This is a genomic window from Pseudarthrobacter sp. DSP2-3-2b1 (genome assembly GCF_049895945.1).
In the GTDB taxonomy this organism is placed as follows: Bacteria; Actinomycetota; Actinomycetes; order Actinomycetales; family Micrococcaceae; genus Arthrobacter.
Map to the genome: position 1 here is coordinate 59,242 of NZ_JAFCTI010000007.1, position 20,452 is coordinate 79,693.

Sequence of the window (20,452 nt, forward strand, 5' to 3'; positions counted from 1 at the left end):
CGCCTTGGGCTGTGCGATATGTTCCAAGATCCGGCCAGCCGCCAGACAAGCTGCTGGAGACAAGTATTGCTCTGAGGACTGTGCGCTGACAGCTCGGCTTGAGCAAATCGCGGGCGAAACCGGGACTGTGTTTGCGCGATGTGGCGGATGCAGCAAAATCCGCACCGCGGACCACTTTACGAAAGAACGCAGCAATCGAAACGGGCTGTCAGGTACATGTAAGGACTGCGCCCGTGGCTATTACGAGAAGAATAAGGACAGCTACCGCCTCCGCCGCTACGGCTACCAAGCGGCTCCCGGTGGTGTCGTTATCGAGTTCACGGCAGCTGAAAAGGCATCACGTTTCGAGCTATGGGGTGGGCGGTGCTGGATGTGTGGAATCGAGGCCGCAACTCAAGAAGACCATGTGAAGCCGATTTCGAAGGGTGAATCTCATTGTTTGGCCAATTTGAGGCCTATATGTCACTCCTGCAACTCTTCAAAGGGCGGACGCTGGCCTCTTGGAAAGGCTGAGCTAAGGGCAAACTTCCTGCATCCCTGTCCACGAGCAGGAAAAGACGAGAAGGCTTCCCGGAGACCCCGCGTCACGTGGACTTGCCCGCAGTGCAAGGTAACCTTACTCATCAGAGCGCACCGGATGGAGACCATCAAGTACTGCTCCAAGACATGTACCGATGACGCAAAACGCGCGCAAGTAGTAGTGAAGACGTGTCGGAACGCGCTATGCGCCAAAAAGTTTGAACTGCCGAAGCGAAAAGACACAACGAGCCGGAAGTTTTGCTCTAAAGAGTGCCCCTGGATGGCCCGAGATCGGCCGGCTCACTGGGGCCCAATCGTGGAGGGTCAACTCCTACTGTTCTAGCATCGCAGGCGACCCACAGCACCAAGGCACCTCTAGTCAGCCTTGATGCTGGCAGGGGACGAGCTTCAGATCACCACGCGGGGGACTGCCCCAAACTTAGGGTATATGCGCATCTGACGCGAACGGATTGACAAGCTGTATATCCCTGCCGCCGTAGCCCCTCAGATCGGCGCTTAAGTCAGAAGCGAACGCGTACGACGACCTTGTGATTGCAGGAACCAGAGGGCACGCTCGGCTGGGTAGGTGCTGTAGCGACTAAACTAGGCACCTGCCCCACCTCTCTAACCGAAGGATCGGCTCCTTTTCATGACTTCTTTGCTGCCCGCCACCGAGCTTAGACCGCCGGAGCGGACCTCCGTTGAGCAGGTGTACGGCCACGAACTGCAGAGCCTTGGTGCCCTGCCGACGCGTACTAAGAACTGAGTTACCCCAGTGCCTTCCATCTCCTTTAACTTCACACCTGCCGCGCTGCGCCTTCGGGTCAACGAGCCAGAGACGCCAACAGAGCCTGGTTCAGATCCAGATCCAGCAGCTGACGACGAGGTGAATTATCCCCACGAGCAGCTCAAGCTAGTCCACGCCGAGGTCACAAGGCAGAGGACTGCTGTCGCAACGCGCCTCGGCAGCATGCATACGCGAGGGGTCATTCTGGTGACCGCTTCAGGTCTGACCACCACGGTACTTGCGAATAGCTGGATATCTGGTTGGCAGTTCATCGGCGTTCTGCTCACCCTGGCTGCAGCGATTCTGGGCCTTTGGGCAGTACGCCCCTCTAAGGGCATTGACGCCAATGTGACCCTTCATCTGAACGAGCGACTTCAAGCTGAGCCGTACGAGACCGAACACAGCATCGTCATGGATAGTATCGCGGGCCTTAAGGACGACATGGAGAAGGTCGAGCTTCTCGGAAAGCAGATCGTAGTCGGCTATGGGATACTTGTGGCGAGTTGGATTGCTATGCCCGTCATGGTCGTCCTGGTGAACGCAAAAATTATTTAGAGGATCGCCAATGGGGAAAGACGATAAGTCGCCAAAGTATACGATTGAACCCCGTACGAGGATTCCATCGACTACTGTGCGGGTAACTAAAGAATCGGACTTCTCGAGCAGGGAGCCCAAACAGTATCCGCCGAAGGATACGAAAAATAAGTAGCAAAAAGCTGCACCTCACGATCTTGTCGGGGTGCAGCTTTTGTTTTCAGTAGCAGCGCATAGAATCTACGCGAAAACTCGCCCCGTTGCCCGATAGATCGGTGAAGTCCAGCTGTGCTTGCTCTCCAATATGAAGAGTGCCGGTGCTCCCGACCGAGCTGTACACGGAGAGCCCATTCGCGGCCAGGAATGATACGTTCACACTTAGCCCGGACAGACAGCCGTCCGGTTGCTTGCTAGTGGTGACAACGAAGGATGCGCAGCCGTAGCGGCCAAAGTGTTCGGACTCTGTATCAAGCTGAAGCCGGATTACCGATGGGGCTTGGAACCGCGTGGATCCGAAGAAGGCCAATGCCACAGCCGCCCTGGCACTGTGCCCTAATGCGCCAGACGCTGCCATCCTGCGGGACGTCCTGACCGCCGTGAAGGTCGTCGATGGGACCCACGTCGTCGGTCAACGTATGGAGCCCGGCACCTACCGGACCAAGCCCGCAGCGAATGACTGCTACTGGTCCCGGACCAACGGCGGAGGAGACATCATCACCAACAACTTCATCGGGTTCGCGCCTGAAGGGGTCACCGTCACCGTATATGTCGGAGAAGGCTTCGAATCCCAGCGCTGCGGCGTGTGGACAAAGATCGGCTAAGTCGCCCCAACCAGCTGGAGTAGGAGGGGTTTCTTATGCATTGTGGTAGGTGTAGATGCGTCTCCATGAATTCGGTCGTCCCGGAATCGGGCTTGATGGGACAAGACGAGGAACCAACTCTTACTTCGGAAGCGTTCTGTGGTCCGAGTCTTATGGGGCGAAAATGAAGTGTTGACGATGTCAACACTTTTCCTGTCGGTCTGGGACCTACAGCCGCCAGACTGCCCCTATCTGCGCATGTTCTCGTGTGTTCCCAGTGTTTTCCAGGCCAAGAATGCAGTTCGAGTCCCACCTCGGGCACAGTGTTTCCGCAGGTCAGAGGCTTTTTGTCTTTTTGCTGTTGACAAATCTTGACTTTTGAAGTTAGGCGCACCGTGGCGTTATGTTTTCTGGCGAGGTTGTGCCGCCCTGTCTGATACAGCCTTCGGGCGCACGCTGAGTGTTATTCCTTGACGAGCGTCAAATCCGTTGCACCCCACCGTGCAGATCAACGCATCGTAAGGATCGCATTCAGTTAGAGGACTCGGTTAGATCGATGCGGCGGTTGAGCAGGCTGGCCAAGGCCAGTACTACAAGGCCAGTACTACAAGGCCAGTACTACAAGGCCAGTACTACAAGGCCAGTACTACAAGGCCAGTACTACAAGGCCAGTACTACAAGGCCAGTACTACAAGGCCAGCTGCGGGTCTTCTTCCCTGAACAGCTCATGAGCCTTCGGGTTGCCGATGCCGACCATTGTGCCCCGGAACAGCGCCATGAAACCCTCGCGTTCATCCTGACCGCTCCTTCCGTCCTCTGTGGCGACATCAAGAACGGAGGACTTGGGAGACCGACCGCTTATTTGCCCTACGTATTAGACGGGCGCCCCTTCATCTGTGCGATCCGCTCCAGTTGGATTTCTTCATCCGGCCACACAACCTCGCGGTGATCGATGTAGGCACGCATGGCGACCTGTGTGCGACCCAGCCAGATCTGAACCTGTTTCTCTGCGTTGGTGATCGCAGCCGACTTCTCGTCCTCTGAGCGCATCGAATTTCGAAATGCGCTCTTCTCGATGAGCATCTTGGAAACATTCTTCTTGGTTGCATAAACGTGGCGGTAGACGTCAGGAGCGATGAGACTTACCTCTTGAACCATCGCTTCAAGCTGGTCTTGCTGCTCACCGTAGGACTTGAACGTCGCGTCGGAGATGACGTTGGCCCACGCTTCCTTGCGTTCGATCTCCTGGACTGTGGAGAGGAACCGAACGAACAATGCTGCCTTCTGGTCCATGTTGCGGTCCCGGCGTTTGGCCACAGAATCAAATTCCCATCGCACTTCATCAGCGAGGGCCTTCTTCTTTTCGCGCTTCGCAGTGAAGATCGCGGCCACTATTTGTGCTCCTATTGCACCCGTAGCGCCGACGCCGGCTCCACCTAGTGCAAGCATGATTGCTTCTTGAGTAATTTCCCCGGCCATCTGCTGACTGTATCAACGGAGGGAACTAGAGCACTTGAATCTGGCGCTCGTAGTACCAATTTAGCCAACGCTCTACATCAAGCCCGGCAGACCTTCATCAGATCATCCTCGACAATGAAGAGAGAGCGGCCCAGGTGGATGCCTTCGCTCTACCTGTCATCGGTCTAGGCATCCTCCTCAGCGGCGTGCCGGCTGATCTTGCCGCCGTTCCCTGGCTGGGTGTTTCACTTACGTACCTAAGCCTCTACGCCACCTTTGTTGTGGCCTTACTTGGCGTTAGACGAGGTGCCTGGTCTGCCAAGCTGTCCTAATGGCTGGGGGAGCCTCATCAGTGGAGTCCTAGGGAATTGAATCGCTCTGTTCGTTCGACCCGGCGACCCGGCTTCGCCATCAATACGAACACTGTGGACGAGTTGCCCTGTTACACGTAGTTGAGCCCTCCCGATCTCCACGATGAAAGCTTGTAGAGTCCAGAAATGACGAATGACTTCACCGCAGAAGCGGAACAGCTAACAGGGGTATGCCGCAAGATCTTCGGTGACGAATCTAGGTGGATAACCGCTGACGGTTATCGACATAGCCTGGCTCTGTCCATCATCGATTCCATCTACTCGACTGGTTCGAACTACCAGGCCGTGATCAACGTGGTGAACGAGTACCGCGCATATCGGCGTGCTCAAGGCGGCGACGCTGACCGTGATGGCACGGTGGAGCTGTTGACCACCTTCAAAGAGGCAGGAAGCAGCGGGGGATGGGCTGAGCTAGTCAATAACCGCAAGCCCGCCCACACCAAGGCGAATGCTCCGTTAAAAGCGGAAGTTATCCGTCAAGCCGCCGAAGTACTGCAGAATGAGCTCGGCTATACGACACGAGAAGACCTTCACACCGCCTACGCAAAGGACGACGAGCTGACGGCTTTGAAGGAAGCCTGGCTTCATCTGCCGAGTCAGAGATCCGGCGTCACTTTTAACTACCTGCTGATCCTGGCCGGCTTCCAGTCCGTTAAGCCCGACCGCATGGTGATCCGCTTCATTGAAGAACATGCTGAACTCGGTGGGCGGCGTCCGACTCCCACCGAGGCCGCAGAACTCATCAAGAAGGTGGCCGAGCTTTATCCGACGCAGCCCCGACGGCTTGACCACGTCATTTGGCGCCATGTTTCGGGACGAGAGGTCTTCAGGGAAGAAGAAGTGACTTCTGTTGTGGGTGAGCCTTCCAAGTGACAGACGATGAATGGGCTGATTTGGCCCGACAGCTTATCCAGGCACTACAAGATGATGCGCCTAGTGCCACTGACTGGATCTCAGCAGTCTCCACGGCTGCGACGCTGTTGATCGCGATCGTTGCCGCCGCGATTGCCCTCTTTCAGTTGATACAGGCGAAGAAGCTAGAGCTCGATAAGTCCCAGCCGTACGTTGTCATGACTATGGAAGAGAGCATCGGTCCTGAGTTCATTGACCTAGTCATCAAAAACTACGGCAAACGGCGGCCTATGACGTGAGAGTGGAACTCAGCCCGTCACCGACGAGGGTTCAACAAGGTGCGGAGGACGTGCACCTCCCGGAGGTAATTCCGGTCATGGCTCCCGGTCAAGAATGGCGCACCCACTGGGACTCGGCTAGTGACAGGTATAGTTCTGACCTGCCTGACAGGCACGAAGGAACTATCACTTACTTCGGCGAGAAGGATGTTTACAAAAAACAAATCTCTTCCAAAGCAATCCTAGATTGGTCCATCTACAAGTCGCGACGTCGGATGGTGAAGTATGGAGTGCACGACTTGGCGAAAGCCGTTAGGGGAATCCGCGCTAACCAAGAAAAGTGGACTGAAGATGGGCGAGGCAGCCTAAGCGTATACACGCGCAGCGGTCACGAAAAGGACGGTAAGCTCCGGCAGCAGTATCAAGAGCATCTCCGACAGGAGGAAGCAGACGGCACGGCACCACCGACTCGCCGTCGAGCAATTCGCCGGGAAGAACCATCCAGCGAAAACACAGAGTAACTCCTAGTTCATTAGAAGGCGTCGGAGTTCGGACGCTTTCTTTAGGTCCGTGCACTACGGCCGCTCGACCGAGCGAGGAAAAGACCCGACTAAAGAGTGTCGGCCCCCGCAGGTAAACTTCCGATCTAGTACAGATCCACGCACGTTAGGTGTCTCGAAGTAAATGATCGATCTAGAAGACGCTGCAAAGTCCCCATCAACGCTTCGGCAGGTGCATCTCCTTGGCGAGATCTATCGGCTGTCTGTAGGCTGGAAGCGACGCCAGATTCCCACAGCCGACCTGTACAACGAGGGGCAAGACTGGGGGATTGATGTCTCCGCACTCCGCAGCGACTTCACCGCACTGATGGCTGCTGGCTGGCTCTACTTTGAAGCGAGTGCTGGCGGCGTAGATGAAATCCTTATCACTCAGGAGGGCATTGATGTTGCCTTGGAGTACCAGGCGAAGCGGAGCACTCCTCGCCAGCGAGCTTCGTCACTAAAAACTGCACTTCTAAACTGGCTCTACGATCAGTACCTCGCGGGGGAGGAACCGAAAGACTTTGCGTCCTTCAGGGCCGATTCCGGGGGCAGCTATCTAGGCCTTGCTTACACCGATGATGAGATCACACGTACGGCTAAGTGGTTGAAGGACAAGGGCTACATTCAGGCGTGGACTCCAATAAATGGGGAGGTCATGTCACCCAGAGTCACGGCCAGCGGCATGCACATCGTCGAACTGACAGAATCGGCCGGATCAGCAGCAACGCCCGAAGGAATGATCGTGAACAACAACTTCAACATCCGTGACTCCCACTCGATGAACTTTGCGCTCAACAGTCCTGGCGCTGTGCAAAGCAACACACTCAATGCTGCGCAGGTTGATGAGGCTCGTAAGGTTGTCACTGCGTTTCGTCAGATGTTGCCGATCCTTGGTGTTCCCGAAGACAGCCACGATAAAGCCGTACAAGTAATAGCGGACCTTGAAGAAGAAGCCTCGGCTCCAGAGCCGAAGCAGAACCGCGTCAAGAACCTTCTCTTCAAGTCCTTGGAGCTCATTGCACTTGGCACAGCCGGCGGTGCGGCTGACGCGCTGGGCGCTATGACACAGTCCGCCATCGACGGCTTGGGCTAAGACTCCTCAGCCTGCGGCAAATTATCCAGGGCCTTACCGGTGAACTCGCCAGCCTTCTTACCTGCTTCCCATCCTCCGCTGAGACCAAGTGCGGCGACAATCTTTTCCAGGTCGGGGTACTCCGTGTTGATGTTCAAGATGAAGCACGTGACTGCCATCATTACTGTGAAGCGTACGAACCAGATCGCAACCCTTCGGTCGGTTTTAGACAGCACATACAGGGCGGGAAGCTCTTCGATGGATTCCGCGAGGTCGGGGTGATTCTCGAAGAAGTCATCGGTCAAGTCATCAAGATGCTGCTCAGCTAGTTCGGCGTGGAACCTGATTGCGTCGGCCAGGACGCCGTTGATGTAGGAGGTGTCGATGGATGCAGCTAAGGACTTGGTAAGTGCTGCAACAGGCAACGGGAACCGCTCTTGCAAGCCCAAGCCAGCCACCATGTTGAGCGTAGGATAGAGCCCGCGCATCATCTCGGTGTGGGAGTCGAGGAACATCTTCGCGACGTTACTCACGCCGGAAGCGTCGATGATCATCTTCTGGATGCCGACAAGTTGGGCCGATGGGTATGCCATTTCTATCGCCGATGCCACGGTCTTCGAGATGTCTGCAAGCAGTGGCGACATCATCTTGTTGTAGTCGGGCATGAGGGAGCTCATGTCAAACATGAAGGGCTTCGCCAAAAGAGGTGACGCGTCCATCGTTGCCCACACGCTGGCACGACCGGTCGACGTGGCTGAGTTGAGGATGGAGTTTGTCCCGCGCAGCGGATCATTTGAAATCACCCTTCAAGCGTACTGACGGGTACCGACATATGTGGGACGACTACCTCTGCCGACTGAAGCTTTTGTCGACGTGGAGGCCGCGGCGCATAGTTGGAGACGTCCTGCCTAGGCCGGGTCTTCGCATCTCCGGAAGACTGGAACAACCAGCAAGGCCAACGCCCGGCTCGTCAGGCGGGCTGCCCGTCGGACCTGCTCGCTGCGGACACGGCGGCCATGCTGGCGCTGCCACCGGTTACCGGCTTCACCGCAAGGGTCCGGCTCCCAAGGGATTACTACGTCAGGATGGGATCCAACGACTACTCCGCCCATCCACAGGACATCGGCCAATTCGTCGATGCCAGGCAGTACGTTAGTCTGTGCTCAAAGTCCAAGAAGTGTAGGAGGTAGTCGGGGTTGATTCCTTCGCTGATCCCGGGGGGAGGGGGTCACCAGGTTCTTCCTGCTGGCGCACACATACTCACCTGGCCCGAACTGATGGAGGCGTTTGCCTTTGGACGTCCAGACGAAATGCTGAGACTGTCCCAGCTAAAGGACCTTGGAGACTACGTTCGTTTGATTGGGATGCACGGTCTGACTGTCTCCAGTGTGCTCATTGACGGTAGCTTTGCGTCCGACAAGACGGGACCAAGCGACATTGATTGTTCGCCCATTATCGAGGGCGCTACCTCGTCACCTATCGCAGAAATCAGAAGCCATATCACCGACAATTGGATCGCACCGAGGGACCGCTACAAGCGAATCCCCGTACCGGGTCTTGGGAGGATTGTCAGTCTCGACATCTATGGTGTTGTCAGGATCCCAGCGGACCATCCCAACTACGCTGTTGGGGTCCAGAATGAGATTCACTGGCGTAAGTGGTGGCAGTGTGAAGAAGGTTCCAAAGGTACTGCGACCAAAGGGTACGTGGAGGTGATACTCGATGCCGCATTCTGATCCGGCGCTGAGCCGTTTTCTGCGTGATGTCGAGGACAACCTTGCGGCAGCACAGCTCGTCCCAGGGGATTGGATGTCGGAAGCTACGGTTTCGAGCGTGGCCGCGATTCATGAGCAGGTGCAAGACGCCTGGATTGCCCAAAGGAAGGGTCTCCGGGCGCGATTCCATGCTGGGGCCGTCGTGGGCCACGCCGGACCGGCGAATCAGATTCTGAAGGCCGTCTTGTCACTCAATGAACTCATTGTCCAGACGGTGAATCGCTCGCTCGAGAAGCCGTACAAAGAGATTACAGACACCGTTCGTGAGCAGCTGGGGATGTGGGTAGTGCCTGCCACTCGTGGTTCAGTTGTTCTTGAACTCGTCTGCCCTCCGCCTGCGGCGTCGAGCGATGCTGACACTCACAATGCTGAACCAGGCCAAACTACCGTCGCCGAACTCATCGACGTATCGACGCCAGCAGACGCTGCAGTCGATACGGTCCTTGCTGTTCTCGACACCGTTGTGGCGACTCGAGCTACCGGCCCTGCTCTGCTGGAGGAGAAGCTCATCGAGATTGGGGCGGCCTCAACATCGCAATTAAAGAAGTTTGCCGAGCGATGCGTAGAGCTCGGCGTTGACGTCGATATTGATGACCGCCGGGGCCACGCTCCGGTCTTACTAACGGCAGCGGACAGCCGGTACCTTCGTGACACAATTAGAGCCCTTGGGCTTGATCAAGTTCCTCTTACGCGAGAGGGTGAGTGGCGCACCGGAAGTTTCGAGCGGAACCTCTTCGATCTTAAACTTGAAGACGGCACAGTCATGTCAGGTACGTTACCCAAGAGTCTTCGCGCGCAATCAGCGTCAGCGCTTGGCCGGTTCGTCCAGGTCGAAGTGATGGAATACCACCATGGAGGGGCGGGGCAATCGTCAGTGCGTCGCGTTCTTCAAAGCGTGCACGTTCTCGCGCCGAGTCCGCCTCCAGGCTGGGGCGTAGCAGTCGACAAGGCCCCTGAGTAGCCCGTTTTGGGCAGTGCCCGATCGCCGGGACACCGTCAGGACGATCTCCATCCCTTTGCAACAGCGCTCCGCAAATTCGATAGGCAAGGCCCAAGGGGCGGGATCCGGTTCGGGAGCTCAGTGCATTTCCTGAGAAAACCGGCGGCAGCAACTTACCGTCGTTGGTCCTATGGCTATGTTGTCCTTCGGTCAACCTGAGGCGGGGATGGGTCGCCTTTTGAGGGAGGCGCTGATGCGTTCGGTGCTTGTGAACCAGGAGAGTAGTTGCGGGTCGATGGAGCCGATGACGGTTCGCATGTTGACGAGTTGGGCTGGGACATTGCTGTTGATGATGGGTTCCAGGTGGGCTATCCGGTTCCGGAGGTGATAGACGCCTTCGACTGCGCGTTCGAGCTCTCGGGGAGTCCGGCGTAGATGAGGAAATGCCGTGCGGAGCGCTTCGTCCCACAGGCGTTGTTTGCCGGCGTCATGGCGCCCGGGCAGGATGAATCGCCAGGTTCCGAGGGACATTGCGGCAAGGATGTCTTCGTGTAGGGGTTCACGATGGCCCTGTGGCCTGCGTGTGGTCGATTTCAGTGCGCGACGTCGGGCATCGGGGATGTCGCGGCCTGCGATGCGGAGCAGCAGCGCACTTGGATCGAGGAGCCAGTCGGAAGAGTGCAGTCGTCCGCTCTCAGGTTCGGGCTGGGTGGCGTTCCAACTACAGAGCTGCTCGTCGATGGCATTGCGTAGGACGACTTCGAAAACGTGTAGGGCTTCGTAGACGGCGCCTGAGAGATCTATGTTCCACCTGTAGAGCCGGATGGCTTCATGCAGGGTGGGTGTCTCGCGGATGTACGGTGCCAGGCGCTCGGGGCTGATCCTGTGATGAAGGACCAGTTCGATTGGTGTTTGGTGCGCTGCGGCCATAGGACTAAACTGTAGAGGAAGACAGGGGCAGGTTCCCTGTTATGGATTACTGAGGGTCCCGCGGCCAGGCGCCGCGGGGCCCTCAGCCGTTAACTGCGACTGCAAAATAATGGTCGGCGGATGCCTGGCACGAGTCAGCGAGCGTCCGAAAGCCACCCTTCTCTTTCGGGGCAGTGGGCCTCCTCCGCCAAGGGAACCGGAGAATGTCATAGGTCAGTTTTAGTCTGATGCCAGCCCGCAAGTTTGCGGGTCTAACAGCAGGAGGCCTCATGCTCGTCAGTCCGTACTACTCCATCAACCCAAGCGATCCGGACGTCCACCACAAGCACAGTGACTGCATGAGTGGGAAGCAGATTCCGGCGCACAACAAGCGCCCGGGAACGAACAATTACCCCCTGTGTAAGCACTGCAGGGACAAGTAACACCACGTGGGTGGTAGCGCAGGGCCTGCTACCACCCGCTTGGTCTGCTGCTCCCTATGATTCTTAAGGCACATAGACCCCCTTGGCCCGTATCTCAGCAGCTTCGGCAAGACTGGGGAGACCGATGACGTTCCAGGACCCCGGTAAGGATGCGGTCGAATGAGAAGACAGGTCGAGCGAATTTGGGCCCTTCAGTCCATGAAGGCTGCAGGAGGTTGAACCGGCCGTGAAGATCCTGGAAACCATGTGTGCCCTTGTCCAAAGCTACGTCATGTCCTCGGGAGAGACGTGAACACTTCCAGCCCTGAAATCCCATGCGTGGCAAAGAAGAATCGCATCCCCTGAATGGGGAACGCGGTTCTCACTGGCGTCAGCTTTGCGATTTGGAGTGTTGACAATGTCAACACACCGGGGCTTCGGACTCGGCCATACATCGATCGGATCGGGTGGGATTCCGCACATTTTCACGGGTTTCCAGTGTTTGCAAGGCCGGGAATGCAGTTCGAGTCCCACCTCGGGCACAGTGTTTCCGCAGGTCAGGGGCTTTTTGCGTTTGATGTGTTTACATTGACCCTCCGCGCGTTCCTCTGACTGTGGCCGCGGTCCGTGCCCTGCGTTGCTGTGAAGATGTGTGGGCTGGCGAGGTCAGGGTCCTGGCCGGTGGACCCATGGTTGATGCAACTGACAGAAATGCTGTCGACAGGAACCGTCTATCAGGGCACAACGTACCTTCCGAATCCGGGCGTTGTCTCCTGGCTAGCGGCGAAGATGGGCGAGTGGGATAATTCCGTCATCCTTCAATTAGGGGACCCATAATGGCCGGCCTTAGTGCTCTTCGATCCGGCCGCCGCTCCCGGGCATTCACGCCCCGGCTCCTGGCGGTTCTACTTATGCTCGCACTCGGCGTGCTGTTCGCTGCACCCGCCCGGGCAGTCGACTACGGACATGACGTTTCGTGGCCACAGTGTCTGGGTGGTCTTCCAATGCCGCCGGAAGACACGGAGTTCGTGGTCGTGGGGCTGACGAATGGACTCGCGTTCACCGAGAACCCCTGCCTGGACGTGCAGTTCCAATGGGTGCTCGACCGAGGCGTCCGGGCTCAGGCCTACGCCATGGCTACGTTCCCCACCACTGCGCAATACGACACCTACGGCGACGACGGCCCCTGGCCGGCAAGCACCAGGCCGGACCGGTTGCGCAACGTCGGGTATGCCGAGGGGCGCACGGCCCTCGCGTCCCTCGATGAGGTGGGATGGCGGCCGGAGAGAATCTGGGTCGACGTCGAGCCGCGCCCGCAACAGCCCTGGCCCAGCTCGACAGCGGCCCAGCGGCAGGAGAACCGGTACGTCATCTCCGGGCTCCTGGCCGCACTGGCGGACGCCGGATACCCGCACGGGATCTACTCCTATTTGAGCGGCTGGGAGGCCATCACCGGATCGTGGCAGCTTCCCGACGTGCCCGTCTGGTCACCGGCAGGGCGCCTCGACTTCGCCAGTGAAGCATCCGACCTCTGTGTGAATCCCAGCTTCTCCGGTGGCACCGTCCACCTCACACAATGGACCGATGGCACCTACGACTACGACATGACGTGCATCGGGGTCTACCAGGCTCACGTCGCGACGATCGGCTGGCAGTCGAGCGTCTCGGACGGGGTCACCGCAGGAACAACCGGCCGTTCACTGCCGATGGAGGCGTTGCGCCTGTCGGTGGCAGGAGACCGCCTGTCGGGCGACATTCTGTGGAGGGGGCATGTGCAGAATATCGGCTGGCAGCCATGGACGACGTCGGCGTCCCCGATCGGAACGACCGGGCGTGGTCTGCGCCTCGAAGCGTTCGAGCTGCGGTTGACGGGGAATCTGGCCTCGCAGTACAGCATCAGGTACCGCGCCCACGTGCAGAACGTCGGCTGGCAGCCTTACGGGATCGACGGAGCCACGGCCGGCACCGTCGGGCAAGGTCTGCGGGTGGAGGCCGTTACGATCGAGTTGGTTCCGAAGGTCGCACCCGCATTTACTGCCGTGTACGCCGCCCACGTTCAGGACCTCGGCTGGATGGCGAACGTTCCGGATGGGACCGTTGCCGGGACCACGGGTCAGGCCCTTCGTCTCGAGGCGTTGCGCCTCAACGTGTCAAGCACGGCCGATACCGGGGACATCGAGTGGCGGGGGCATGTGCAGAACTTCGGCTGGCAGCCGTGGACATCCTCGGGGTCCCCGATCGGAACAACCGGGCAAGGGCTACGTCTGGAAGCGTTTGAAATCAGGCTGACCGGTGAGATGGCGAACCATTACAGAATCCACTACCTCGCCCACGTGCAAGATATTGGCTGGCAGTCATGGGTCGCCGACGGCGGAACGGCAGGCACATCGGGTATGGCCAAACGGATCGAAGCCGTGCAGATCCTCCTCGCACCCAGAACCGGCGGTTAGCCCCAATTCCCCTAGAACAACGGCCAGGGCACCGCCGACATCTCACCGCTCGGAGCCGGAAACTGCCCTGCCAAGCGCAACCGGTCGCAGCGCGCGGCGAGCGATCCGATTTCTTCGGCGCTGAGCAAGTCCGCCAGGTTTCGGCCCAGCCCACCACGCAGTCCTCCGCTGACACGGTCGATGCCCTCAAGTTCCTCGGCGGTCAGGGCGTCCCCCATCCACCCCCACAGCACCGTGCGCAGCTTGTGGTCGCGGTGGAAGGTGAGCCCGTGGTCCACGCCGTGCCGGTGTCCGTCCGTCATGGCAAGGATGTGGTCGCCTTTGCGGTCGGCATTGTTCACGACGACGTCGAACACCGCCATGCGCCTAAGCGCCGGAGAGTCCTCGTGAATGAGAGCGACCATCCGTCCGTTCTCATCCTGGCCCTCAAGGACGTGTTTCCAACCGACTTCAGGAACGTCGTCCGACGCAGCGAGGTCCACCGCGTCCTGGCCGGGGTCTTGCTCCTGCCAGAGCTGCACCATCCCTTCGCCGAGAGGCCCATCGCGCAGCCACGTGCGAGGCACCACGTTCCAGCCGAGGACCTCCGAGACCAGGTAGGCGGCCACCTCCCTTTGAGCCAGGGTGCCGTGGGGAAAATCCCAAAGCGGACTTTCGCCTGCTACCGGCTTATAAACGACCGCCACGTCGCCGATGCTGCCCAGAAAAGTTGCGTTTGAAGCCGTCGTGATGCGGCCGGTGAGCGTCAGCTCGGCGGCCATGAGGTCCGGCGCTGGCATCAGACCTCGGGGAGGGTGCAGATGTGACCGTCGGCGTCGATGGGGTAACCGCAGAGCGGACACGCGGGACGCCCGGCGCCCACGATCTCGCGGGTGCGCTTGGAGAACGCGCGGGCGGTACCCACCGGCATCCGCACCAGCAGCATTTCGCTCTCATCAGCACGTACCTCATCAAGGAATTCGTCGTTGTCATCAGCATCGGCATCGGTGATGGGGTGGGCCTCTATGACTACCTGGGCCGTGGTTGGGTCCCAACCTAAGCTCATCGCACCTGTGCGGAACTGCTCCTGAACCGGCTCGAGCTGGTCATTGTCCACAAGTTCAATGGGAGTACTCGTGGGAACGCTGAAGGGGTTACCTTCGACGGTGATGAGCTGGTCGAGAATTTCGTCGATCTTCTCCGCGAGCAGAGCCGACTGCTGTTTTTCCAGGGCAATGCTGACGATCTGCGTCCCTGCGCGCACCTGCAGGTAGAACGTGCGCGCCCCCGGAAGGCCGATGGTGCCGACGACGACCCGATCAGGCCAGGCAAACTCGTGAACTCGTGTAGGCATGTCAGTATTTTAGGCACATGAGGTTCATGGCGCCTTTTGCCCCGCACCGCCGCCCACCGGCGCGTCGCCAGTGTTGATGCCGTTCGACAGCCATGACAGATCGCCCGCGTTGGTATTGGTCGTGTAGACACTTGGCCGGCTAGCGCCGTAGCGCACGATCGATACCGAGGCAGGGTCAACGTTAATACGCTGAAAAAGATCAAGGTGCATGCCGAGCGCATCGGCGAGGATTGACTTGATGATGTCACCGTGACTTACCGCCACCCACACGGCCCCTGGCCCGTACTCGGCTTCGAAGGCTGCATCATGGCGTCGAATCGCTGCCACTGACCGGGCCTGCATTGCCGCCATGGATTCACCGCCGGGAAAGACGACGGCGGACGGTTGCGACTGCACAACCGGCCACAAATCCTCGGTGGCCAGATCACTGAGGGCGCGGCCTTGCCACTGGCCGTAATCGCACTCGGTGAGATCGCGATCCACCGGCGCGTGCGGCGTGCCGGATTGGCGATCAAGGATGAGCCGGGCGGTCTGCCGGCACCGCTCAAGAGGGCTCGACACCACCCCGACGACGGGCACGGCCGCGAGCCGGTCTCCGGTCAGAGCCGCCTGGTCGCGCCCGATCTGGTCGAGGCTGACGCCGGCGGCCCGGCCGGCCAGCAGTCCAGTGGCATTGGCTGTGGTGCGGCCGTGCCGCACAAGAATAACTGTCGCCATCCACCCAGCCTAACCACCCGCCCGATGGGTGTGTGAACCGTACCGGGCCGCGCGTCGAGCAGGCAGATAGGGCAGTGACCGCAGGAGCCATTCCCAATGGGAGATCTCACCCGCTCTTAGCTTGCTGCGGTCGCTTCACTTGTGGAGTCGAGGGGTTGAGCGGTCCAGCTCCGCAGCAGGTTCATGGCGTCGGCGGACGGGGTGGCGGGTTCGGCGAGGTAGGTCATGAGGACCAGGCCGGGAGTCGATGATACGGCCAAGGCTTCATAACCGAGGGTTATGTCACCCACGACGGGATGATGGATGTGCTTGGTTCCGGTGGAGTGGGTCCGTACGGTGTGCCCTCCCCACCAGGTGCGGAACTCGTTGCTGCGGGTCGCGAGCTCACCGACCAGTGCCATCAGGGCTTTGTCGCTGGGATCCTGGCCGGCAAAGAGCCGCATCCCCGACACGGCCTCAAGGGCGATTGTCTCCCAGTCCGGGTAGAACACCCGGGAGCGTTCATCCAGGAACATGTAGCGGGCGCTGTTCAGCACGGGCTTTCCGGCCGGGAAGAGATCAGGGAAGAGTGCACGGCCCAGGGGGTTGGACGCCACAGGGTCCCCGAGCCGGGTCATCGCGATCGCGGGAACATCGCTCATGGCGTCGATCAGCTGGGCGACCCGCGGCGACACCCGCGGTTGGGGTTTCGTCCGGGGCGCGCGGCGCGGCCCGGTCGCCGCACGTGTCAGGTCGAACAGGTGCGCTGTTTCGGCCTCGTTCAGTTGCAGCGCCCGGACGAGGGCGAACAGGACGCTCTCGGACACGCCGCTGAGGTCCCCGCGCTCCATCCTCGTGTAGTAGGCGGTGCTTACCCCGGCCAGCTGGGCGACTTCCTCGCGGCGCAGGCCAGGGACGCGGCGTTCCCCGCCAAAGACCGTCAAGCCCGCCACCTCCGGGGTGATGCGGGCCCGCAGCGCGGTGAGGAACTGCTGCACATCATTCCGGGTATCCATACCCTCAAGGCTAGGCCGGAAAGTGCGGCAGCGGGAGCACCTGACGATAACCCCCAGGGAAGTACGACGCCGGCCCGCGCCGTGGGTGCCTTGCCGCACCAGGGTGCGCTCTGGGGGATAACAACAGTGACTCTCACCCGCACCGGTTTCCTGCCTACCGTTGAAGGCATGACCAACGACCTCACGGACCACGCCTTCCCGATCCCCGAAGCCTGACCTGCATCACATCTCTTACTTCACTTTCTGACAGGAAACACACGATGGAATACACGCAACTCGGCACATCCGACCTCAAAGTCAGCCGCCTCACCCTGGGGTGCATGAGCTTCGGGACACCAAACCCGTTTCAGGACTGGGCCCTCGAGGAAGAGGCCGCTGGCCCGCTGTTCAAGCAGGCCGTGGAGCTTGGCATCAACTTCTGGGACACGGCCAACGTCTACGGAATGGGCAGCTCGGAAGAGATCGTCGGCCGCGCCATGCGCGAATACAGCAGTCGCGACGAAACCATCCTCGCGACCAAGATCTACTGGCCAATGCACGAAGGCCCGACAGGCGGGGGCCTGAGCCGCAAAGCCATCCTCGAGCAAGTTGACGCTTCGCTCGCCCGGCTCGGGACCGACTACGTGGACCTGATGCAGATCCACCGCTTCGACCCCGAGGTCCCCGTCGAGGAAACCATGGAAGCGCTGCACGACGTGATCAAAGCCGGCAAGGTCCGCCACATCGGCGCGTCATCGATGTGGGCCTGGCAGTTCGCGAAAATGCAGAGCGCAGCCGAGCAAAACGGCTGGACCAAGTTCGTCTCAATGCAGGACCAGTACAACCTGGTCCAACGCGAAGAAGAACGGGAAATGCACGGGCTCCTCGCCGATCAGGGCATCGGCAACATGGTTTGGAGCCCCCTCGCCGGCGGCATCGTCGCACGCCCCTGGGGCGATAAGTCCAGCGCCCGGGCGGCCTCGACCCCCGGCCAGGATCAGTTCGGCCGGCCTCTGTTCCTCGACTCCGACAAAGCGATCGTCGACTCCGTGGAACGCATCGCCGCCGAACGGGGCGTCGCCATGGCCACCGTCGCACTGGCCTGGGTCCTGAAGAACCCCGTGGTCGACACCCCGATCATCGGAGCGACAAAGGCGAAACACCTCGCAGACGCCGCCGCAGCCTTGGAGATCACGCTCACCGAGGAAGAAGTAACCGCACTCGAGGGCCCGTACACCCCCCGCCAGCCGACCTTCTTCTAAAGCCCAGCGGCAACCAGCCCATCGGATCACCCGGGAGAGCTGCCATTGGTTTGGGCCGCGGCAGCCTTATGATCCAGGTTCATCATTTCCATTGGGCGAAATTGATGCCCAAACGGCCGTCCGTGACGTCGAGACTGGTATCGGCGCACGGACCGGCCGGGCACCGGTAGGCGGTGAGCCGGCACGCCGACGAAAGGAATGCAGATGCCTGTTTCACGGCTTCGCCTTGAGGACATCCGGATGCGGGACCCCTTCATCCTGGAACCGTTTCCAGGTGAATTCGTCCTTTTCGGGACCACCGACGAGAACGTGTGGGGAGGGGCCGCGACTGGCTTCGACTGCTACCTCAGCGATGATCTGCAGTACTGGACTGGCCCCATCGCCGCCTTCCGCCCCCCGCAAGGCTTCTGGGCGGACACCCAATACTGGGCGCCGGAAGTCCACTCCCTTGGCGGACGGTTCTTCATGCTCGCCACATTCGCCACCTCCACCGGCACACGCCCCCGCGGAGTCGCAATCCTGGTCGCGGACCACCCCACAGGCCCTTACGAGGCATGGAGCGATGGGCCCGTGACACCGGCTTCGGAGCCATGCCTCGACGGAACGCTTTTTGTTGATGACGACTCTGCCCCTTGGCTGGTTTACAGCCGCGGCGCGGAGGGGACACCTGAGAAACCAGGGATCTCTGACGGCGAGATGTACGCCCTCCGCCTGTCCCAGGACCTAAAGGCGGGCGCCGGTGAGCCGATCCTGTTGTTCGCAGCTTCCTCGGCAGGCTGGAGCAGGCCATTGCAATTCCCCGACGGGGTTGAACCACCGGCGGGCCTGAACCTGGCGAAGGACCCGTTGTTCACCGATGGTCCCTTTCTCATCCGGTCGCCCGAGGGCTCACTGCTGATGCTGTGGTCGAGCCACGGCGAGGCAGGTTACGCGATGGGCATCGCCGAATCAGAAAGTGGAACCATCACCGGGCCCTGGATTCAGCACGAGCGGCCCCTGTGGTCCAGCAACGGCGGCCACGGCATGATCCTCCGCACCTCCAACGGACGCGACTACCTGGTCTTCCACTGGCCTAACAACACCCCTGACGAGCGTGTCAAGATCACGGAAGTGGAGATTAAGGGGAATCGGGTGCGGATCCTGTGATGTCTTGCGGGTTGTTCGCTGCCGTGACGACTTCGTCAGGATGGCACTGCTACCGGTCCGCCGCAGCCTGGACGTGCAGTGGGACGTGGCACCCAAGGCGGCGCACCACGCCGTCGAACTCCCCGAGGACCCTACGGCCACGCTGGAACTGACGGTGCAGGAGCGCGTGTCGTGCGGGTTGTGCAGCAGGGGCTGGCCGTCGCCGCTCCGGCACGCGGCGGGAATTTTCGGTCCGGGCCGGCGTTAGGTCTGAGTATGAAAGCTATCGTGTACCGCGCCACCGGTGATCCGTCCGTTCTCGAGCTCATAGACCGTGGCATCCGAGAGCCGGGGCCAGGGGAGGTACGCGTAAGGATCATGGTCTCCGGGGTGAACCCCACCGACTGGAAGTCGCGCCGCGGCGCCAAACCGGGGGAGCCCTTGCCCTTCGCCGACGTGGTGCCGAACCAGGACGGCGCCGGGGTGGTGGATGCCGTAGGACCCGGCGTCGAGCGTTTCCACGTCGGCGACAGGGTTTGGCTGGCTCTGGCCGCCTACCAGCGCGCCGACGGCGGGACAGCCCAGGAGTTCGCCGTCCTGCCGGCTGAGCGGGTGTTTCAGCTGCCGGAGAACGCCGGGTTCGACGTCGGCGCAAGCCTGGGCGTTCCCGCGGTCACCGCCCATCGGGCCCTGACCATCGCCGAGGACGGCCCGCGGCGGCTGCACCCGGGAGCCCTAAACGGCAAAGTGGTTCTGGTCGCGGGAGGAGCCGGTGCCGTCGCTCATGCGGCGATCCAGCTCGCAAAGTGGGCCGGCGCCGTCGTGATCACCACTGTGAGCGGACCTGCGAAGGCTGCGCTGGTTACGGCCGCCGGCGCCGATCACGTCATTAATTACCGGGAAACCGACGCGGCCGCGGAGATCCGCCGGATCGCTCCCGACGGCGTTGACCAGATCGTGGAAGTGGCACCTGCGCAGAACGCTGAGCTCGACCTGGCAGTGATCCGCAACCGCGGCTCCATCGCCGTCTACGCCAACAATGGCGGCGATCTGGTGAGCCTCGATGTGCGCCGGCATTTCAGCCTCAATGTCCGCTACCAGTTCGTGCTGCTCTACACCGTTGGCATGGCGGCGGTGCAGGCAGCCGCCGAGGATATCAATGCGGCCATCGCCGACGGCGCCCTCCCGGTGGGGGAGGACGCAGGCCTTCCACTGCATCGCTTCGACCTGGTTGACACCGCTGCCGCCCACGCGGCGGTGGAAGAGAGCATCGTGGGCAAGGTGCTTATCGATGTGTCAGCTGGTTAGCAGATAGTTCGGTGAAACGGTACC

At 60.3% G+C, this 20,452-nt stretch carries 22 protein-coding genes; 14 read left to right on the forward strand and 8 right to left on the reverse strand.

Translation table 11 applies throughout. The annotated features are described in order from the left end of the window. The first annotated feature begins 370 nt into the window (after positions 1 to 370). The 3 genes from ACP7AX_RS10430 (at position 371) to ACP7AX_RS10440 (ending at position 2,661) form a co-directional block, all read left to right on the forward strand. Positions 371 to 862 carry an HNH endonuclease gene (locus ACP7AX_RS10430; protein WP_426226530.1) on the forward strand — a complete coding sequence of 164 codons (492 nt, stop codon included), beginning with the start codon at positions 371 to 373 and terminating at the stop codon, positions 860 to 862. A gap of 432 nt (positions 863 to 1,294) precedes the next feature. Next, complete coding sequence (locus ACP7AX_RS10435) at positions 1,295 to 1,861, forward strand: hypothetical protein (RefSeq protein WP_426226391.1); 567 nt, start codon at positions 1,295 to 1,297, stop codon at positions 1,859 to 1,861. Between the two features lie 485 nt (positions 1,862 to 2,346). Continuing rightward, positions 2,347 to 2,661 (forward strand): hypothetical protein, encoded by a 315-nt coding sequence (locus tag ACP7AX_RS10440; protein ID WP_426226392.1) that lies wholly within the window; start codon positions 2,347 to 2,349, stop codon positions 2,659 to 2,661. Between the two features lie 667 nt (positions 2,662 to 3,328). Here the strand turns inward: ACP7AX_RS10440 and ACP7AX_RS10445 are convergent. Together ACP7AX_RS10445 and ACP7AX_RS10450 are read right to left on the reverse strand one after the other, a co-directional pair. Further along, positions 3,329 to 3,502, reverse strand: a complete 174-nt coding sequence (locus tag ACP7AX_RS10445) for a TIGR02391 family protein (protein WP_426226531.1) — start codon at positions 3,500 to 3,502, stop codon at positions 3,329 to 3,331. 5 nt (positions 3,503 to 3,507) lie between these two features. Then, entirely contained in the window at positions 3,508 to 4,119 is a 612-nt protein-coding gene (locus ACP7AX_RS10450) for a hypothetical protein (RefSeq protein ID WP_426226393.1), read from the reverse strand. Positions 4,120 to 4,595: 476 nt separating this feature from the next. On the opposite strand from ACP7AX_RS10450, the gene ACP7AX_RS10455 reads away from it, so the two are divergent. The 3 genes from ACP7AX_RS10455 to ACP7AX_RS10465 all read left to right on the forward strand — a co-directional run bounded on the left by ACP7AX_RS10455 (position 4,596) and on the right by ACP7AX_RS10465 (position 7,234). Continuing rightward, a complete protein-coding gene (locus ACP7AX_RS10455; protein WP_426226394.1) occupies positions 4,596 to 5,342 on the forward strand; it encodes a hypothetical protein in 747 nt (248 codons plus the stop codon). After that, positions 5,339 to 5,620: a hypothetical protein gene (locus ACP7AX_RS10460; RefSeq protein ID WP_426226395.1), complete on the forward strand. Its 282-nt coding sequence runs from the start codon at positions 5,339 to 5,341 to the stop codon at positions 5,618 to 5,620. Before ACP7AX_RS10455 ends, ACP7AX_RS10460 begins: the two co-directional genes overlap by 4 nt. A gap of 663 nt (positions 5,621 to 6,283) precedes the next feature. After that, on the forward strand, positions 6,284 to 7,234 hold the full coding sequence (locus ACP7AX_RS10465; RefSeq protein WP_426226396.1) for a hypothetical protein: 951 nt from the start codon (positions 6,284 to 6,286) through the stop codon (positions 7,232 to 7,234). Here ACP7AX_RS10465 and ACP7AX_RS10470 read toward each other — a convergent pair. Then, positions 7,231 to 8,016, reverse strand: a complete 786-nt coding sequence (locus ACP7AX_RS10470) for a hypothetical protein (protein ID WP_426226397.1) — start codon at positions 8,014 to 8,016, stop codon at positions 7,231 to 7,233. The genes ACP7AX_RS10465 and ACP7AX_RS10470 overlap by 4 nt on opposite strands. Positions 8,017 to 8,229: 213 nt before the next feature. Between ACP7AX_RS10470 and ACP7AX_RS10475 the strand changes: the two genes are divergently transcribed. From ACP7AX_RS10475 to ACP7AX_RS10485, 3 genes are read left to right on the forward strand one after another with little or no spacing between them, the layout of a single operon-like run. Then, positions 8,230 to 8,403, forward strand: coding sequence for a Mu transposase domain-containing protein (locus ACP7AX_RS10475; RefSeq protein ID WP_426226398.1), 174 nt, complete (start codon positions 8,230 to 8,232; stop codon positions 8,401 to 8,403). Positions 8,404 to 8,409: 6 nt separating this feature from the next. Next, a complete protein-coding gene (locus ACP7AX_RS10480; RefSeq protein ID WP_426226399.1) occupies positions 8,410 to 8,949 on the forward strand; it encodes a DUF6932 family protein in 540 nt (179 codons plus the stop codon). Beyond that, positions 8,936 to 9,949, forward strand: a complete 1,014-nt coding sequence (locus ACP7AX_RS10485; protein ID WP_426226400.1) for a hypothetical protein — start codon at positions 8,936 to 8,938, stop codon at positions 9,947 to 9,949. The genes ACP7AX_RS10480 and ACP7AX_RS10485 overlap by 14 nt, the downstream gene beginning before the upstream one ends. Positions 9,950 to 10,138: 189 nt before the next feature. Here the strand turns inward: ACP7AX_RS10485 and ACP7AX_RS10490 are convergent, their stop codons facing one another. Next, the gene (locus ACP7AX_RS10490) at positions 10,139 to 10,858 is read right to left on the reverse strand and encodes a hypothetical protein (RefSeq protein ID WP_426226401.1); all 720 of its coding nucleotides are present in this window, start codon (positions 10,856 to 10,858) and stop codon (positions 10,139 to 10,141) included. 1,405 nt (positions 10,859 to 12,263) lie between these two features. Between ACP7AX_RS10490 and ACP7AX_RS10495 the strand changes: the two genes are divergently transcribed. Next, positions 12,264 to 13,709 (forward strand): hypothetical protein, encoded by a 1,446-nt coding sequence (locus ACP7AX_RS10495; protein WP_426226402.1) that lies wholly within the window; start codon positions 12,264 to 12,266, stop codon positions 13,707 to 13,709. Positions 13,710 to 13,720: 11 nt separating this feature from the next. Here ACP7AX_RS10495 and ACP7AX_RS10500 read toward each other — a convergent pair whose 3' ends face one another. The 4 genes from ACP7AX_RS10500 to ACP7AX_RS10515 form a co-directional block, all read right to left on the reverse strand. Then, a complete protein-coding gene (locus ACP7AX_RS10500; RefSeq protein WP_426226403.1) occupies positions 13,721 to 14,488 on the reverse strand; it encodes an SCO1664 family protein in 768 nt (255 codons plus the stop codon). Then, positions 14,488 to 15,042 (reverse strand): DUF3090 family protein, encoded by a 555-nt coding sequence (locus ACP7AX_RS10505; RefSeq protein WP_131681631.1) that lies wholly within the window; start codon positions 15,040 to 15,042, stop codon positions 14,488 to 14,490. Before ACP7AX_RS10505 ends, ACP7AX_RS10500 begins: the two co-directional genes overlap by 1 nt. Before the next feature lie 24 nt (positions 15,043 to 15,066). Beyond that, positions 15,067 to 15,759 carry a histidine phosphatase family protein gene (locus ACP7AX_RS10510; protein WP_426226404.1) on the reverse strand — a complete coding sequence of 231 codons (693 nt, stop codon included), beginning with the start codon at positions 15,757 to 15,759 and terminating at the stop codon, positions 15,067 to 15,069. A 116-nt stretch (positions 15,760 to 15,875) separates the two neighbouring features. Next, a complete protein-coding gene (locus ACP7AX_RS10515) occupies positions 15,876 to 16,754 on the reverse strand; it encodes a helix-turn-helix domain-containing protein (protein ID WP_131681629.1) in 879 nt (292 codons plus the stop codon). 260 nt (positions 16,755 to 17,014) lie between these two features. Between ACP7AX_RS10515 and ACP7AX_RS10520 the strand changes: the two genes are divergently transcribed. The 4 genes from ACP7AX_RS10520 to ACP7AX_RS10535 all read left to right on the forward strand — a co-directional run bounded on the left by ACP7AX_RS10520 (position 17,015) and on the right by ACP7AX_RS10535 (position 20,428). Continuing rightward, positions 17,015 to 17,995 carry an aldo/keto reductase gene (locus ACP7AX_RS10520; RefSeq protein WP_426226405.1) on the forward strand — a complete coding sequence of 327 codons (981 nt, stop codon included), beginning with the start codon at positions 17,015 to 17,017 and terminating at the stop codon, positions 17,993 to 17,995. A 204-nt stretch (positions 17,996 to 18,199) separates the two neighbouring features. Then, entirely contained in the window at positions 18,200 to 19,141 is a 942-nt protein-coding gene (locus ACP7AX_RS10525) for a glycoside hydrolase family 43 protein (RefSeq protein WP_426226406.1), read from the forward strand. A gap of 40 nt (positions 19,142 to 19,181) precedes the next feature. After that, entirely contained in the window at positions 19,182 to 19,388 is a 207-nt protein-coding gene (locus ACP7AX_RS10530; protein ID WP_426226407.1) for a hypothetical protein, read from the forward strand. An 8-nt stretch (positions 19,389 to 19,396) separates the two neighbouring features. Continuing rightward, positions 19,397 to 20,428, forward strand: a complete 1,032-nt coding sequence (locus tag ACP7AX_RS10535; protein ID WP_426226408.1) for an NADPH:quinone reductase — start codon at positions 19,397 to 19,399, stop codon at positions 20,426 to 20,428. Positions 20,429 to 20,452 lie beyond the last annotated feature (24 nt).

What these genes read in the sequence shown, in the direction of transcription:
- ACP7AX_RS10535 (WP_426226408.1), top strand. Translation starts at nt 19,397, where the DNA reads ATGAAAGCTATCGTGTACCGCGCCACCGGTGATCCGTCCGTTCTCGAG.
- ACP7AX_RS10495 (WP_426226402.1), top strand. Translation starts at nt 12,264, where the DNA reads ATGCCGCCGGAAGACACGGAGTTCGTGGTCGTGGGGCTGACGAATGGA.
- ACP7AX_RS10530 (WP_426226407.1), top strand. Translation starts at nt 19,182, where the DNA reads ATGGCACTGCTACCGGTCCGCCGCAGCCTGGACGTGCAGTGGGACGTG.
- ACP7AX_RS10485 (WP_426226400.1), top strand. Translation starts at nt 8,936, where the DNA reads ATGCCGCATTCTGATCCGGCGCTGAGCCGTTTTCTGCGTGATGTCGAG.
- ACP7AX_RS10450 (WP_426226393.1), bottom strand. Translation starts at nt 4,119, where the DNA reads ATGGCCGGGGAAATTACTCAAGAAGCAATCATGCTTGCACTAGGTGGA.
- ACP7AX_RS10525 (WP_426226406.1), top strand. Translation starts at nt 18,200, where the DNA reads ATGCCTGTTTCACGGCTTCGCCTTGAGGACATCCGGATGCGGGACCCC.
- ACP7AX_RS10515 (WP_131681629.1), bottom strand. Translation starts at nt 16,754, where the DNA reads ATGGATACCCGGAATGATGTGCAGCAGTTCCTCACCGCGCTGCGGGCC.
- ACP7AX_RS10510 (WP_426226404.1), bottom strand. Translation starts at nt 15,759, where the DNA reads ATGGCGACAGTTATTCTTGTGCGGCACGGCCGCACCACAGCCAATGCC.
- ACP7AX_RS10490 (WP_426226401.1), bottom strand. Translation starts at nt 10,858, where the DNA reads ATGGCCGCAGCGCACCAAACACCAATCGAACTGGTCCTTCATCACAGG.
- ACP7AX_RS10430 (WP_426226530.1), top strand. Translation starts at nt 371, where the DNA reads ATGTGTGGAATCGAGGCCGCAACTCAAGAAGACCATGTGAAGCCGATT.
- ACP7AX_RS10500 (WP_426226403.1), bottom strand. Translation starts at nt 14,488, where the DNA reads ATGCCAGCGCCGGACCTCATGGCCGCCGAGCTGACGCTCACCGGCCGC.
- ACP7AX_RS10520 (WP_426226405.1), top strand. Translation starts at nt 17,015, where the DNA reads ATGGAATACACGCAACTCGGCACATCCGACCTCAAAGTCAGCCGCCTC.
- ACP7AX_RS10475 (WP_426226398.1), top strand. Translation starts at nt 8,230, where the DNA reads ATGCTGGCGCTGCCACCGGTTACCGGCTTCACCGCAAGGGTCCGGCTC.
- ACP7AX_RS10505 (WP_131681631.1), bottom strand. Translation starts at nt 15,042, where the DNA reads ATGCCTACACGAGTTCACGAGTTTGCCTGGCCTGATCGGGTCGTCGTC.
- ACP7AX_RS10455 (WP_426226394.1), top strand. Translation starts at nt 4,596, where the DNA reads ATGACGAATGACTTCACCGCAGAAGCGGAACAGCTAACAGGGGTATGC.
- ACP7AX_RS10465 (WP_426226396.1), top strand. Translation starts at nt 6,284, where the DNA reads ATGATCGATCTAGAAGACGCTGCAAAGTCCCCATCAACGCTTCGGCAG.